Origin of the sequence: Onishia taeanensis (assembly GCF_900100755.1) — a bacterium.
Taxonomy (GTDB): domain Bacteria; phylum Pseudomonadota; class Gammaproteobacteria; order Pseudomonadales; family Halomonadaceae; genus Onishia; species Onishia taeanensis.
Genome location: NZ_FNCI01000012.1, coordinates 45,677 through 60,435, shown reverse-complemented (window position 1 = coordinate 60,435; position 14,759 = coordinate 45,677). Strand labels below are relative to the sequence as shown.

General features: G+C 62.2%; 14 protein-coding genes and 2 tRNA genes. 8 read left to right on the top strand and 8 right to left on the bottom strand.

Features of this window, described 5'->3' with window-relative positions:
* The first annotated feature begins 105 nt into the window (after window positions 1-105).
* Together BLR71_RS13550 and BLR71_RS13545 are read left to right on the top strand one after the other, a co-directional pair.
* Window positions 106-927, top strand: a complete 822-nt coding sequence (locus BLR71_RS13550; RefSeq protein ID WP_092527429.1) for a MetQ/NlpA family ABC transporter substrate-binding protein — start codon at window positions 106-108, stop codon at window positions 925-927.
* A 130-nt stretch (window positions 928-1,057) separates the two neighbouring features.
* Window positions 1,058-1,534 carry a GAF domain-containing protein gene (locus tag BLR71_RS13545; protein ID WP_092527427.1) on the top strand — a complete coding sequence of 159 codons (477 nt, stop codon included), beginning with the start codon at window positions 1,058-1,060 and terminating at the stop codon, window positions 1,532-1,534.
* Window positions 1,535-1,624: 90 nt separating this feature from the next.
* Here the strand turns inward: BLR71_RS13545 and BLR71_RS13540 are convergent.
* From BLR71_RS13540 to glpK, 3 genes are all read right to left on the bottom strand, one after another.
* Window positions 1,625-1,701, bottom strand: a tRNA-Val gene (locus BLR71_RS13540).
* Between the two features lie 24 nt (window positions 1,702-1,725).
* Window positions 1,726-1,802: transfer RNA gene (locus tag BLR71_RS13535), tRNA-Val, on the bottom strand.
* A 131-nt stretch (window positions 1,803-1,933) separates the two neighbouring features.
* Window positions 1,934-3,451, bottom strand: coding sequence for a glycerol kinase GlpK (gene glpK / locus BLR71_RS13530; RefSeq protein ID WP_092527425.1), 1,518 nt, complete (start codon window positions 3,449-3,451; stop codon window positions 1,934-1,936).
* Window positions 3,452-3,717: 266 nt separating this feature from the next.
* On the opposite strand from glpK, the gene BLR71_RS13525 reads away from it, so the two are divergent.
* Both BLR71_RS13525 and glpD read left to right on the top strand, forming a co-directional pair.
* Window positions 3,718-4,494 carry a DeoR/GlpR family transcriptional regulator gene (locus tag BLR71_RS13525; protein WP_092527423.1) on the top strand — a complete coding sequence of 259 codons (777 nt, stop codon included), beginning with the start codon at window positions 3,718-3,720 and terminating at the stop codon, window positions 4,492-4,494.
* Between the two features lie 306 nt (window positions 4,495-4,800).
* Window positions 4,801-6,303, top strand: coding sequence for a glycerol-3-phosphate dehydrogenase (gene glpD / locus BLR71_RS13520; RefSeq protein WP_092527421.1), 1,503 nt, complete (start codon window positions 4,801-4,803; stop codon window positions 6,301-6,303).
* Window positions 6,304-6,499: 196 nt separating this feature from the next.
* Here the strand turns inward: glpD and BLR71_RS13515 are convergent, their stop codons facing one another.
* Together BLR71_RS13515 and BLR71_RS13510 are read right to left on the bottom strand one after the other, a co-directional pair.
* Window positions 6,500-7,882: a class II fumarate hydratase gene (locus BLR71_RS13515; protein ID WP_092527418.1), complete on the bottom strand. Its 1,383-nt coding sequence runs from the start codon at window positions 7,880-7,882 to the stop codon at window positions 6,500-6,502.
* Between the two features lie 70 nt (window positions 7,883-7,952).
* The gene (locus BLR71_RS13510; RefSeq protein WP_175491685.1) at window positions 7,953-9,005 is read right to left on the bottom strand and encodes a GGDEF domain-containing protein; all 1,053 of its coding nucleotides are present in this window, start codon (window positions 9,003-9,005) and stop codon (window positions 7,953-7,955) included.
* Between the two features lie 194 nt (window positions 9,006-9,199).
* On the opposite strand from BLR71_RS13510, the gene BLR71_RS13505 reads away from it, so the two are divergent.
* On the top strand, window positions 9,200-9,568 hold the full coding sequence (locus BLR71_RS13505; RefSeq protein ID WP_245696466.1) for a phasin family protein: 369 nt from the start codon (window positions 9,200-9,202) through the stop codon (window positions 9,566-9,568).
* Between the two features lie 351 nt (window positions 9,569-9,919).
* Window positions 9,920-10,423, top strand: coding sequence for a hypothetical protein (locus BLR71_RS13500; RefSeq protein WP_092527414.1), 504 nt, complete (start codon window positions 9,920-9,922; stop codon window positions 10,421-10,423).
* Between the two features lie 13 nt (window positions 10,424-10,436).
* Here the strand turns inward: BLR71_RS13500 and BLR71_RS13495 are convergent, their stop codons facing one another.
* The 3 genes from BLR71_RS13495 to BLR71_RS13485 form a co-directional block, all read right to left on the bottom strand.
* A complete protein-coding gene (locus BLR71_RS13495) occupies window positions 10,437-10,940 on the bottom strand; it encodes a YchJ family protein (protein WP_245696464.1) in 504 nt (167 codons plus the stop codon).
* Between the two features lie 67 nt (window positions 10,941-11,007).
* A complete protein-coding gene (hda, locus tag BLR71_RS13490) occupies window positions 11,008-11,709 on the bottom strand; it encodes a DnaA regulatory inactivator Hda (protein WP_092527412.1) in 702 nt (233 codons plus the stop codon).
* The gene (locus BLR71_RS13485) at window positions 11,706-12,782 is read right to left on the bottom strand and encodes an AI-2E family transporter (protein WP_092527410.1); all 1,077 of its coding nucleotides are present in this window, start codon (window positions 12,780-12,782) and stop codon (window positions 11,706-11,708) included. The genes hda and BLR71_RS13485 overlap by 4 nt, the downstream gene beginning before the upstream one ends.
* Window positions 12,783-12,893: 111 nt before the next feature.
* On the opposite strand from BLR71_RS13485, the gene purM reads away from it, so the two are divergent.
* Together purM and purN are read left to right on the top strand one after the other, a co-directional pair.
* Entirely contained in the window at window positions 12,894-13,985 is a 1,092-nt protein-coding gene (gene purM / locus BLR71_RS13480) for a phosphoribosylformylglycinamidine cyclo-ligase (protein WP_092527408.1), read from the top strand.
* A complete protein-coding gene (gene purN, locus BLR71_RS13475; RefSeq protein WP_092527406.1) occupies window positions 13,982-14,722 on the top strand; it encodes a phosphoribosylglycinamide formyltransferase in 741 nt (246 codons plus the stop codon). The genes purM and purN overlap by 4 nt, the downstream gene beginning before the upstream one ends.
* Window positions 14,723-14,759 lie beyond the last annotated feature (37 nt).

Below are 14,759 nucleotides of genomic sequence, written 5' to 3'. Positions count from 1 at the left end.
GACGCCAAACGGCGCCGGACGCCAACCGTCCGGTTTGCCATTAACACCTCGCCCACCCGGCGGGAGATCATTCGCGGCTTATTAGCCCCAAGGGAGAGCATCACGATGACCAATACCCTGGCAAACCTGCTTCGCCCCACCCGCCTGCTGGCGGCCGCAGCACTCGTCGGTACCGGCTTGCTGGCCGGCTGCAGCAGTGAGGAAGACCAGACGCTCAAGATCGGCACCGTTGCTGGCCCCGAGACCGAGGTCATGCAGGTGGCCCTGGGCATTGCCAAGGAGAAGTACGACCTGGATGCCGAGATCATCGAGTTCACCGACTATGTCTCGCCCAACGCCGCTCTGGCCGATGGCAGCCTGGATGCCAATGCCTTCCAGCACGAGCCGTACATGCAGAGCATGGTCAACGACCGCGGCTATGACTTCGCGATTGCCGGACGCACCTTCGTTTACCCGATCGGTGCCTACTCCGAGAAGTTCGAGAGCATCGACGACCTGCCGGAAGGTGCCGTCATCGCCCTGCCCAACGACCCGTCCAACGAAGGCCGCTCACTGATCCTGATGCACAACCAGGGCCTGATCGAGCTCGAGGACCCGCAGAACCTGGAAGCCACGCCGATCGACATCATCGATAACCCGAACGACTTCGAGTTCCGCGAGATCGAAGCGGCTCAACTGCCGCGCGTGCTGCCCGACGTCGATATGGCCTTCATCAACAATACCTTCGCCCAGCCGGCCGGCCTGAGCCTGGACGACGCCCTGATCAAGGAAGGCCCCGAGTCCCCCTACGTCAACCTGATCGTGGTGCGTAGCGGCGATGAAGACCGCGAAGCCATCAAGCAGCTGGTCGACGCCTACCAGAGCGACGCCGTGATCGCCAAGGCCGACGAGCTGTTCAAGGGTGCTGCGGTTCCCGGCTGGCAGTAAGCGCCAGACCGCATACCGACCGCTAAACGCAAAACGCCAGCGCCACCTGCGCTGGCGTTTTGCCATCTGGGACTCGCCCTTATCGGCGATCACCAATGACACCTTCTACTGAATGAGACGAGGAGCGCTCATGACCGAACGCCGCACCACCGACTATGACCTGCTGGCTCGCCAACTCGACGCCCTGCTCGATACCCGCGATGCCCTGACCAATAGCGCCCAGACCTGCGCCTTCATCATGCAGAGCCTGCCCGACCTCAACTGGGCCGGTTTCTATCTGCACCGCCTGCCTGAAACGCTGATTCTGGGCCCCTTCCAGGGCAAGCCCGCCTGCAACCCGATTCCCTTCAGCAAAGGTGTCTGTGGCGCCGCCGCTCGCAGCCAGGAAACCCAGCGGGTCGAGGATGTCCACGCCGTGGCCGACCACATCGCCTGCGATGCGGACTCTCGCTCGGAGCTGGTGGTACCCATTCTGGGGGATGATGGCCTGTGGGGACTGCTGGATCTGGATAGCCCCCTGCCCGGTCGCTTCGACGAGCACGATCAGGCCGGCATCGAAGCGCTGATGGCGGTATTCGCCGCACGCACCGACCTGTCGACGCTCTGAGCGGCAAGACGGGGAGATGGCTGCAAAGCTGAGAGAAAAGCGCCAGCAACGAAAAAACCCCGCAGCCATTGGCTGCGGGGTTTTAGAATCTGGTAGGACCGAGCGGATTTGAACCGCTGACCTCCACGATGTCAACGTGGCGCTCTAACCAACTGAGCTACGGTCCTGCTGTTGGCCGTGGCAAAGATGCTTGGTAGGACCGAGCGGATTTGAACCGCTGACCTCCACGATGTCAACGTGGCGCTCTAACCAACTGAGCTACGGTCCTGCATCTATTGCTGCGTGGCGAGCACTTCTTGCCTCGGCAACGGAGACGTATTCTACCCATCACCCTGTAGAATGCAAGCCCATTGCCAAAAAAAACTGACGGCAACTCAACCGCTTGGCGACAAGCCATGCTCAGAGAGCGACCACCTGGTCATCGCCGGCCTGAACGTCACTTCTTACCCGGCGCACCGCCTCCCGCCAGCCCTGATAGAGCCTCTCTCGTTCCGCTTCGGGCATTTCGGGCGTGAAGGTGCGCTCGCCGTTCCACAGGGCCGCGATCTCATCGAGATCGCGATACCAGCCAATATGCAGCCCGGCGAGATATGCGGCCCCCAACGCCGTGGTCTCGAGCACCTGAGGCCTATCAACCGGCACCCCCAGCATGTCGGCCAGGAACTGCATCACCCAGTTATTGGCGACCATGCCACCATCGACGCGCAGGGTGCCGGTGGTGGCGGCGATATCGTCATCCATGCAGGCTTGCAGGTCTCGCGTCTGGAAACACACCGACTGCAGGCCGGCCGCGACCAGTTCGGCGATGCCGGTATCCCGTGTCAGCCCGAAGATGGCGCCACGAGCCTGAGGGTCCCAGTGCGGGGCACCGAGCCCGGTGAAGGCCGGCACCAAATAGACGCCGTGCCCGCTGCGAGTGGTGCTGGCCAACTGCTCGGTCTCGGCGGCATCGGCGAACAGCTTGAGGCCATCGCGCAGCCACTGGATGGCGGCACCGGCAACGAAGATGCTGCCTTCCATGGCATAGGTGACCTTGCCGTTGAGCCGATAGCCGACGGTGGTAAGCAGGCGATTACGCGACGTCTCGGCCTTGTCGCCGGTATTGAGGATCATGAAGCAGCCGGTGCCGTAGGTGCTCTTGCCCATTCCTGGCGCAAAACAGGCCTGACCGACCAGCGCCGCCTGCTGATCACCGGCGATGCCGGCCACCGGGACCGGAGCGCCAAGCAGGGAGTCATCGACGGTGCCGAAGTCAGCGCTGGAATCCTTCACCTCGGGCAGCAGGCTTTGCGGAATGCCGAACAGCTCGAGCAGGTCATCATCCCAGCGCTGGGTGTGAATATTGAACAGCGCCGTGCGCGAGGCGTTGGTGGCATCGGTCGCATGTACGCGCCCACCGGTCAGGCGCCACAACAAGAAGGTATCGACAGTGCCGAAGGCCAGCTCGCCGGCCTCGGCGCGCTCACGAACACCGGGCACTTCGTCCAGCAACCACTTGAGCTTGGTCGCCGAGAAGTAGGGGTCGATGAGCAGGCCAGTACGCTGCTGAATCAGCTCGCCATGGCCCTGATCATTGAGGCGCCGACACACCTCATGGGTACGCCGATCCTGCCAGACAATGGCGGGATACACCGGCTTCCCCGTCGCCCGATCCCATACCAGGGTCGTTTCCCGCTGGTTGGTGATACCGATCGCCGCCACCTGATCGGCGCCCAGGCTGGCCTTTTCGAGCACCGCTCGACAGCTGTTTTCGACCGTGCGCCACAGATCCTCAGGATCATGCTCGACCCAGCCATCGGCGGGAAAATGCTGGGCGAATTCCTCCTGGGCCGAGGCCAGGATCTCTCCGTCCCGGTTGAACAGGATGGCGCGGGAGCTGGTGGTTCCCTGGTCGATGGACAGGATGCAGGAGGCCATGAAACAGATTCCTTTAGCGAGCCGGTGCAGGTGGCCCTGTTGGGGCGGCGACACCTTTCGTTTTCGAATAAGAAAAGGGTAAAGTGGTTTTCGTTTTACAACAATTGGCAGAACGGCTTGCGTGCATACCACCATCGTCTAACGCCCAACCAATGCGCTATGCCACGCCACCAACGCCCTGCCGTTTCTTGCTAAAATAAGCCCCAGCGCGCCCAACCGCGCCCCTACTTAGTTTCATACTTACCTTCAGCCAGGCCGGGCCTGCCATGATTCAGCAGAAACGTCACGATGCCATCATCGCTCTGGTCAAGCACCAGGGTTACGCCTCCATCGAACAGTTGACCCGCGACTTCGGCGTCACGCCGCAGACCATTCGACGCGACCTCAATGCCCTTGCCAATGAGGGGCTGATTCGTCGCGTGCACGGCGGCGCAGGCCTGGAATCGAGCACCGTCAACACCGCCTACCACACGCGCAAGACCCTGAACGTCGAGGCCAAGCGACGTATCGCCGAGTATCTGGCGGCCCAGATTCCCAACCATGCCTCGCTGTTCATCAACATCGGTACCAGTAACGAGCTGGTCGCCGAGGCGCTGCAGCACCACCAGGGTCTCGAGGTAATCACCAACAACCTCAACGTGGCGGCCATCCTTCAGCACAAGGAAGACTTCAACGTCATCGTCGCCGGCGGCCAGGTACGCTCGCGAGACGGCGGCATCATCGGCGAGGCGGCCATCGACTTCATCAACCAGTTCAAGGTCGACGTCGGCATCATCGGCATCAGCGGCATCGACGAGGACGGCTCGCTGCTCGAGTTCGACTACCAGGAAGTGCGGGTCGCTCAGGCCATCATCCAGAATTCTCGCCAGGTGTTCCTGATCGCCGATCACTCGAAGTTTCACCGCAATGCGGTCGTCCGCCAGGGCCGCATTACGCAAATCGACGCCCTGTTTACGGATCGTGAGCCGCCCGAAGCGATCCGCCGACTGCTCGACAGCCACGATGTGGCCCTGCATATCGCACCGATGGCTTCCGAGGCCTGATACGCACGTCTACCCCGCCGTCCGTATCGCCGGGCAGCGTTGCCCTGCTTTCTCCACACTCTCTTCTTCATGCTCCCCCGCACTCTCTTCTGCTAGCTCGAGCCTCAGTGATGCAGTCTGCCGTTACCCGCGTGATGACGATATCCGGCTGCGCCGGCATGCCTGTCTATATGACGCGCATTTTCGATTTGCATCTTCAGTGTTCGCTTTCCTATACTAAATTTTCTAAAACGAACACATGTCGGGCCTCACCAGCAAATAGTCTCACCGAGAGACGCGCTGAGCCCTCTTCTCGCGGAGCGAACCATGCGTGAACCCCAGCAGCAGCTTCTCGATCTTTTCGTCGTCGGCGGCGGCATCAACGGCGTTGGCATTGCCAATGACGCGGCAGGACGAGGCCTCAGGGTCGGGCTGTGCGAGCAGGCGGACCTGGCAAGTGCCACCTCATCTGCCAGCAGCAAGCTGATTCACGGCGGGTTGCGCTACCTTGAGCACCGCGAGTTCCGCCTTGTGCGCGAGGCCCTGCACGAGCGCGAGGTGCTGCTGAAGAAAGCGCCACATATCGTCTGGCCGCTGCGCTTCATCCTGCCGCACCAGCCTCATCTGCGTCCGGCCTGGATGATTCGTGCCGGCCTCTTCCTGTATGACCACCTGAGCCAGCGCGCCAGCCTGCCAAGCTCCAAGGGGCTACGCTTCGATGCCACAAGCCCGCTTAAGCCGGCCATTACCCGCGGCTTCGAGTATTCCGACTGCTGGGTGGACGATGCTCGGCTGGTGATACTCAATGCCCTTCAGGCCCAGGAACAGGGCGCCGAGATCATGACCCGCACCCGCTGCGTCGAGGCGCGCGAAGAAAACGGCGCCTGGTGCATCACGCTCGAGGATCGCGATACCGGGCGGCAGGTCACTCGCCGCGCCAAGGCCTTGGTCAATGCCGCGGGCCCCTGGGTAGAGTCGTTCATCAGCGGCAAGACGACACGCCGGTCACGCTATGGCATTCGCATGATTCAGGGCAGCCACCTAGTGGTCCCGCGCATCAACGTCGACGAGCGCGCCTATATCCTGCAGAACCACGATGGCCGCATCGTCTTCGTGCTGCCCTATCAGCAGGACTTCAGCCTGATTGGCACCACCGACCGTCGCTACAAAGGCGACCCGGCCACGGTCAACGCCAGCGACGAAGAAACCGACTACATTCTCGACGTCGTCAATGCGCACTTCCGTCAGACCCTGAGCCGGGATGACATCGTGACCACCTTCTCCGGGGTGCGGCCCTTGTGCGATGACGAGTCCGCCGACCCCTCGGCCATGACCCGTGACTACACCCTGGACATGGACGACAAGGGCGCGCCGCTGCTGTCGATTTTCGGCGGCAAGATCACCACCTATCGTCGACTGGCCGAAGCCGCCATGGACAAGCTGGCACCCGTGCTTACGAATATGGGGCCGAGCTGGACCGACGACCGACCGCTACCGGGCGGCGACATCGGCAGCCAGGACGCCTTCATGGCGCGTCTGATCAGGGACTATCCCTTCCTCGGCGAATCCCGGGCCCGGCGCTTGGCCTCGAGCTATGGCAGCCTTTGCTTGAGCTTTCTGGATAATGCCCGTCGCGAGGAAGACCTTGGCGAAGCCTTCGGCGCCGGCCTCACCGCCGCCGAGGTCGACTACCTGCTGGAGCGGGAATGGGCCCGCGACGCCGATGACATCCTCTGGCGGCGCACCAAACTGGGGCTGCGCCTCTCGGCGGATGAGGTGGAACGCCTGAGCCGCTATATCACCCATCGCAGAGAGGCCCAGGCCGCCTGACCGCTTGGCCAGCACACGCCCAGCCCTGAAAAGCGGCCCCTAGCAGGCCGTCTGCGCGTAAAAAACGCCGCACTCTTCCGAGCGCGGCGTTTTCGATGGGTTCTCGTGCTGTGGGGCCAGATGATGCGATTGGTGATAGGCCGACTCGAGGCCACCCGCTGCCGATCTACCTGCGAGTAGCAAGGCGTGAAGGCGATTAATCGCCGGGAATGCCGCCACGCGTCAGCGCCGCCGGGTCCAGCAGCCTTTCCAGTTCATCACGCCCCAGGTCGGTGTCTTCTTCGGCCACATCGAGAATTGGCCGCCCCGCCTGATAGGCCTTCTTGGCAATCGCCGCCGCCGCATCGTAGCCGATCACCGAGTTCAAGGCAGTGACCAGGATCGGGTTGCGCGACAGCGGCGCCGTGATGTTGTCCTCACGCACGCTGAAGGTCGCGATGGCCCGATCGGCAAGCAGTCGACTGACGTTGGTCATCAGCGCAATGGCGGTATGCAGGTTGTGGGCGATCAGGGGCAGCATCACGTTAAGCTGGAAGTTGCCGCTCTGCCCGGCCACCGTGACTGCCGCATCCAGGCCGATGACCTGAGCCGCGGCCTGGGCCGCCGATTCGGGAATCACCGGGTTGACCTTACCCGGCATGATAGAGCTGCCGGGCTGCAGGGCCTGCAGTTCGATCTCGCCGAGGCCCGCCAGCGGCCCGGAATTCATCCAGCGCAGGTCGTTGGCGATCTTCATCACCGTACAGGCATAGGTCTTGAGATGCCCCGAGAGCTCGACGGCGGCATCCTGGCCGGCCAGGCTGGCGAAGGGACTGTCGTTGGGCATCAGCGCCAGGCCGGTCTGATCGCTCAAGGCGATGGCCATGCGCTCGGCGAATTCGGGGTGGGCATTGACCCCGGTCCCCACGGCCGTGCCGCCCTGGGCCAGGCGCCCAAGCCGCACCTGCCCGTCCTCGAAACGCTCGATGGCCTGAGACACCTGGCTCGACCAGCCACCAAGCTCTTGGCTCATGCGCACCGGCATGGCATCCATCAGGTGGGTGCGGCCGGTCTTGACCACGCCATCGAGCTCGGCGGCCCTGGCATCGATAGTGGCCTGCAGGTGCGCAAGCGCCGGCAACAGCGCATCTTTCACCGCCATGGACGCCGACACGTGTATTGCCGTGGGAATGACGTCGTTGCTCGACTGCCCCATGTTGACGTGATCGTTAGGCCCCACCTCGAGCCCTTCCCGGGACGCCAGGTGAGCAATGACCTCATTGATGTTCATGTTGCTCGAGGTCCCCGACCCCGTCTGGTACACGTCGATGGGGAATTGATCATCGTGCTTGCCGGCAATGATGGCCTCGGCCGCCTGCTGTATCGCATCGGCACGCGCCCCATCCAGCAACCCAAGCTCGGCATTCACCTTGGCTGCTGCGGCCTTGATACGCGCAATGGCGTGAATGAAAGCCACTGGCATGGGCTGGCCGCTGACCGGGAAGTTATTGATCGCGCGCTGGGTCTGAGCACCATAGAGGGCGTCAGCCGGCACCTCTAGCTCACCCATGCTGTCATGCTCAATGCGGGTATCGTTCATCGGGCTGTCCTTATTACCGGAGAAAAGACTACCTGTACCTGAAAAAAGACTATCCAAGGTTGTGAAAGCATCAGTTGGCTACTTGCCGAGGCGCGCCACTCAGGAAAACACGGTGCCCGCCGGCAGCCTTGCTCGAGTACATGGCATGATCGGCATGCTCCATCAGCGTCTCGAGCGACTCGCCGTGCTGCGGATAGGTGGCCACCCCGACACTGATGCGGGGCAACTCGTCCTCGGCTCGCTCGAGCAGGCACTCGAGCATCGCGACGGCTCCCTGTTCATCAGTATTGGGGAGGAACATGCCGAATTCATCCCCCCCTAACCTGGCCACCAGATCGTTCGCCCGCTTGCAGTCTTCCAGGCAGCTCGCCACCGCTCGTAACGCGCTATCCCCACTCGAATGCCCCTCCCGGTCATTGATGACCTTTAGGTCATCCATATCGATGATCACCACGCTGAAGGGGCGGCGATAGCGCAAGGCATCAGCATGAATAGGCGTGACCAAATCGAAGAAAGCACGACGATTGAACATATTGGTCAGGGCATCGCGGGTCGCCAACTTCAACAGCATGCGGTTCGAGACATGAATGGCATCCACTAATACCGCCGTGAGATAGCCGGTAATCAGAAAGACCATCAGGTTGGAGCCCGCCAGGACGAGCCCCTCTGCGCTTAACAAATCCCCACCAGCGGACTGGAAAAGAAACAGGTAGCAAGCCGCAATCAAGCCCACCAATAGCAAGGTTGCCGTTGATCCCAGGGTCAAGGCGCTGGTGACCACTGCAAGCAGGTAGAGGCTGCCCATGGGTCCCTGCACACCGTCGATGCCATGCAGAAACCAGGTGATGAAGCCCACCATGGCCAGGGTATGTAGGGTCAAAAGCAGGCGCCGGCGCTCATCGAAATATTTGAGCCGACTCGCCAGCAGGCTGAACAGGAAATAGCCAGCGGTACCTAGCACGATGGACATGCCACCCATCTGCGGCGAACCGACGACCACTAGGTAGAAGATGGCCAGGCTCACCAACAGCCATTCGACCTGATAGACCCGGGTCGTGAAAGCGCTGATATGCCCCTTGTGTGGATCCCAATCTACTGGGGGTAGCGAGTCCTTTTCCGACATCTTGATCCTCATCGTCCATCCCTGACCATTCCTGTAGCCATCATGCCAAGCTCGCCCGGGGATAGCGATCACTCATGACAAGCTTCCAGGGCTCTTGACCACGATCTATATTGCACCGCAACAAAGAGACTGCTATTGTGCATTGCAGCGAAGGTCGAAATCCTTCGTATCCAGATATCCTACGGAGGTGTGCAATGAACGACTTCATGAACAACATCAACTTTGGCAAGACCACCGAACAGCTCGAAACCTTCTTCTTCGGTCCGGCCCGCGCCTATGCAGCGCTGACCATCGACTACAGCGAGAAGCTGGCCAACGCTCAGTTCGATGCCTTCAAGGCCTACAGCGACACCACCCTGAGCCAGGCGCGCGCCGCCCTGGACATCAAGGATGCCGAAGGCCTGCGCAGCTATATCGAAGACCAGCAGAAGGTCGCGAAAGATCTTGGTGAGCGCGTCAAGGGCGACACTGAGAAGGTCGTCGCCTTGCATCAGGACTTCGCTCAGCAGAGCCAGAAGCTGGTCGAGAGCAGCGTCAAAACCGCTTCTCAGTCCGCCAAGTAAGCTTGCTGTACAAGCTATAGGGTTGAAAAACCCACGACGCCAGCCGTCATTGGCGGCCTAGGTGAGTCGCATTAGCTTGCAGCACGAGAGAGTGGCCGGTCCGGTTCCGCTAGCCGGCCATCTCACGACTCAAAAGGCCGCCGGTCCCTGATCGGCGGCCTTTTGACGTCTACTGGCTCCAGAAGGCGCCTGGCCGACATCTCTAGAGGTTACACAGCGACATCAATGCCACGTCGATACCTCAGGGGCTCGCTTTATTGATGGCCATCAAAATGAGGGCGGGCGTAACCCCTTATGCTGTGCGGATGGACAACCGAGCCCAAGTGCTGCCAAGGCAACAAGGAGGCCAATATGACCGTTACCGCCAGGTCACTGCTCGCCATCAACCTAGACCCCAAGCGGCAACTCCAGACACTCTGGACTCATGAGCAAGCGGAAGGTCAACGCTATCATCGCGTGGCCTCTGATTTCCTGCCACTTGATGCCGCCACTTGCCGGCTGTTGACCGTCCTGGGCACGGAATGCGACGCCCGCTTGGCATGGCTCGAATCCTTGGCCGGCAGCATGGACATGCTCACGCCCCAGTGCGAACAAGAGCACAGTGGCGAGGCGATATCGCTCGCCGATGGCGATGAGCCGATCAGCGCGGCGCGTCGTCAGTTCAGCAAGACCATTGCGGCAGCCAAGCGCGCTCAGCAGTTCTACGAAGCCATGTGCGAGTTCAACGCCACGCTGTTGCTGCAGCCATTCCTGCATGGCGGCTTACATCAGAAGCGCGCCGAACACCGGCTGCTGCTCGAGCACTTTGAGACGCTGCGGCTCTCCACCTCAATGCCGTTGTCGCCGACCTCATAGCCGGCGCAGTCGTTCAAACGCCACAGCATTTCTTCAGCTTGCGACCGCTACCGCAGGGACATGCCTCATTACGTCCAGGCTTGAGCACTGATAACTGCGGAGTCCCGTCCACATAGACCCATCTGTCACCCAGACGGGTAAAGCGTGAGACTTCTTCAAGGCGCTGCCAGCGACCATGCTCATGAAAGGTGGCACGAAAGTGCACCCAGCCTGTCTCATCCTCTCTGTCTTGGCCGTCAACCTGCCCGTGGTCCAGCACCTCGAGGCGCTTCCAGCGCGTATCTGCCGACAGCCCCATTTCGGTTGGGCAGGTATCGGGATGCCAGGTCCTGCGCAGGTAATCCTCAAGGCCTAGCACGAAAGCACAGTAGCGTGAGCGCATCAGCGCCTCGACGCTCTGGGTGACCGCTCCCCGGTGCAAAGGCGCGCAGCATTCGCCATAGGAATTAGCACTGCCGCAAGGGCAACGAGCATCAGTCGCCAGGGGCGTCGAGGGGGCAGCAGGCATGGTAGTCATGGGGCTCACGGGCTCATCGTCGTGGTCAAAAAACTGGTAGCAGGCCAGGCAAGCAGGTGACGTCGACTTACCAGTCAAGCGCCTGCTTGACGAAGGGAATGGTCAGCTTGCGCTGGGCTGAAAGCGAGGCCTGATCGAGGGTTTCCAAGGTGGCGAAAAGATCGCCCAGGCGCCTCGGCCCGCGATGCAGGATGTAACGGGCGACCTCGTCGGGTAGCTGCATGCCACGCACCCGTGCGCGCAGCTTGAGGGCCTCGAAACGGCCAACATCGTCTAGCGGCTTGACGTGAAAGGTCATGCCCCAGGTCAGCCTCGAGGCGAGATCAGGCAGTTTGATATCGAGCTGGCGAGGCGCTGCCGGTGCAGCGATCACCAACCGCTTGCCGGCATCGCGCAGACGATTGAAGCAATGAAACAGCGCTTCCTCCCAGCGCTTGCGCCCCAGCACCCGGTGCAGGTCATCGATGGCCACCAGGTCCAGGCGTTCGCTGTCCTCGAGCATATGCGGCGGAAAATGGCCGAGCTCGTCCAGCGGCAGGTAGAGCGCTCGCTTGTCGCGATCGCTGGCTTCGTGACAGGCCGCCTGCAAAAGATGACTGCAGCCAACGCCCTCGCCACCCCACAGAAACAGGAAAGGCTCGCCCGACTCATCGAGCTGGGCACGCAGGGCGCCGACCAGCGCCTCGTTGCCGCTAGGCTGGAAGTTGGCAAAGGTCGCATCGTCGCGCATGCCCACACCGAGTGGGAGCTGCGCTGCACCGGGCTTCATGAAGCCTCCTCATCCTGGCGTTCAGTGCCATGAGCATCATATAAGGTACTGTTTTTATAGTGTTCATGGAGATAGCGCAACACTACCATGATTACCGCTGCCACCGGCAGGGCCAACAGCACCCCCGTAAAGCCGAACAACTGCCCACCGGCCAGCACGGCGAAGATTACCGCCACTGGGTGCAGGCCGATCTTGTCGCCCAACAGCTTGGGCTGCAGCACCAGGCTCTCGACCAGTTGGCCGACGGCAAACACCGCTCCGACCCCAAGCAGCGGCAGCCAGCTATCGAACTGGAAGATGGCGACTATACCCGCCACCGAAATACCGACGATGACGCCGAGATAGGGCACGATGCTGACCAGCCCTGACAGCAGACCGATCAGCAGGGCAAAGCGCAGGCCAAGCACGGTAAGCCCCAGCGCATAGATGATGCCCAAACACAGCATCACGATCAGTTGGCCACGCAGGAAAGCCGACAGCACCTCGTCGCACTCCCGCGCCAGGTGAACCGCTGCCGGCTCCCACTGGCGCGGCAGCGAACCATGCAGCTTGGCGGTGAGCCGATCCCAGTCGAGCAGCAGATAGAAAGTCACCACCGGAATCAGCGCCAGATTACCGATCCAGGCCACAACCGCGAGTCCCGACCGGGAGACCTGCGCCAGTAGGGTAGCGGCAAAAGTCCCGGTTTCCTTCCAATTGGACATCAGGGCCTGTCGCAGAGCGTCGATATCCGTGCTGAAGTCCTGGCCGGTCAGTGATTGAATCCAGGGCACCACGGTGGCCTGCACCCAGTTGAGCATAGCGGGTAGCGACTCGATCAGTTGGCCTAGCTGACGGCCGAGCACGGGCACCAGCAGCAACAAGGCCAGCAGCAGGATGACGCTCAGCAACAGGAACACCAGCGATACCGATAACCGCCGCGACAGGCCGCGCGCTTCCAGTCGGTCGGCCAGCGGGTCGCCCAGGTAGGCCAGTATCATGCTGATGAAGAAAGGCGTCAGTATCGGCTGCAGACTGACGAACAGCCATATCAAGCCGACCAGGCCCAGGACTAGCCACCACTGTCTGCGCATTGCATCTCTCCCTGTTCGCGTGTCTCTCCACGGTGCGGCGCGGCCCTCACGATGCTACAATTCCGTTCCACTTTTGCCCCACTTGATGATCGTATTGCGACAGGAAAGCCCATGACCCGCAGCCCGTCGGACTCCTCTTCTACTTCTTCCGCCGATTCCGCCTCGCTGAGCTACAAGGACGCCGGTGTGGACATCGACGCCGGTAACGCCCTGGTCGATCGCATCAAGGGCGTCGCCAAGCGTACCACTCGCCCCGAGGTAATGGGTGGCCTTGGCGGCTTTGGCGCACTCTGCGAGCTGCCTAGCGGCTATCGCCAGCCGGTGCTGGTCTCTGGCACCGACGGCGTCGGCACCAAGCTGCGCCTCGCCATGGATCTCGGCAAACATGACACCATCGGCATCGACCTGGTGGCCATGTGCGTCAACGATCTGGTCGTCGCCGGCGCCGAGCCGCTGTTCTTCCTCGACTACTATGCCACGGGCAAGCTCGATGTGGACATCGCCGCCGACGTGGTGACCGGCATCGGCGAGGGCTGTGCCCAGTCCGGCTGTGCCCTGGTGGGGGGCGAAACCGCCGAAATGCCCGGCATGTACGAAGGCAGCGACTACGACCTGGCCGGCTTCTGCGTCGGCGTGGTCGAGAAGGACGAGATTCTTGACGGCAGCCGCGTCGGTGAAGGCGACGTCCTGCTCGGCCTGGCCTCATCCGGCCCGCACTCCAACGGCTATTCACTGATCCGCAAGATCCTCGAAATCAGCGGTGCGGACCTCGACACCGACATCGACGGCGTGCCGCTGCGCGAGGCGCTGATCGCCCCGACCCGCATCTACGTCAAGTCGCTGCTGTCGCTGATCAAGCAAAGCGGCGTCTCGGTGCATGCGCTGTCTCACATCACCGGCGGCGGCCTATCCGAGAACATCCCGCGGGTACTGCCCGAGACCCTCGGCGCCCGCATCGACGTCAATGCCTGGACGCGTCCAGCAGTGTTCGACTGGCTGCAGGCCCAGGGCAACGTCGATGAGCACGAGATGCATCGTGTCCTGAACTGCGGCATCGGCATGGTGATCGCCGTTTCCGCCGACGACACCGAAAGCGCCATGGCGCACCTGGGCGCTCAGGGCGAGACCGTCTATCGCCTGGGTGAGATCGTCGCGCGCAGCGGCGAGGAAGAACAGGTCAAGCTGGAGAACCTCAAGGCATGAGCGAGGCAACCGACACCCTCAACGGTTTCGAAGCCGAGCAGGCCAGCACGCCCCGGGTGGTGGTGCTGATCTCAGGCAGCGGCAGCAACCTGCAGGCGCTGATCGATGCCCAGTCCTATGACGAGCTGGGCGGCGAGATCGTTGCCGTGATCTCCAACAAGGCCGATGCCTACGGCCTCAAGCGCGCCCGGGATGCCGGCATCGAGGCGGTCGCCCTGCCCCACCGTGAATACGACAGCCGCGAGGCCTTCGATGGCGCTCTGATCAAGGTGATCGAGCGCCATGAGCCGGACCTGGTGGTGCTGGCTGGCTTCATGCGCATCCTCACGCCGCGCTTCGTGCAGCGCTTCTATGGCCGCATGCTCAATATCCATCCCTCGCTGCTGCCGGCCTATCAGGGTCTGCACACTCATGCTCGAGCGTTGGCCGACGGCGTCAGCGAGCATGGCGTTAGCGTACACTTCGTTAGCGAGGAGCTGGATGGCGGCCCGGTCGTGGTACAGGCGGCCGTCGACGTCACCCCGGAGGACACCGAGGACAGCCTTCAGCAGAAGGTCCAGAGCCGCGAACACCTGATCTATCCGATCGCCGTGCGCTGGTTCCTCGAGGGTCGCCTCACCCTGGGTGCCCAGGGACCGACCCTGGACGGCACGCCCCTGCCGCCCCAAGGCCTGCGCCTCTCCCACGCCGATGCTGCCGAAGAGCTCGACGAGGACCTGGAAGACGACGACGCCTGACACGAGTGTCGCCCCAGGACGAAAAAGGCCGCGCCCC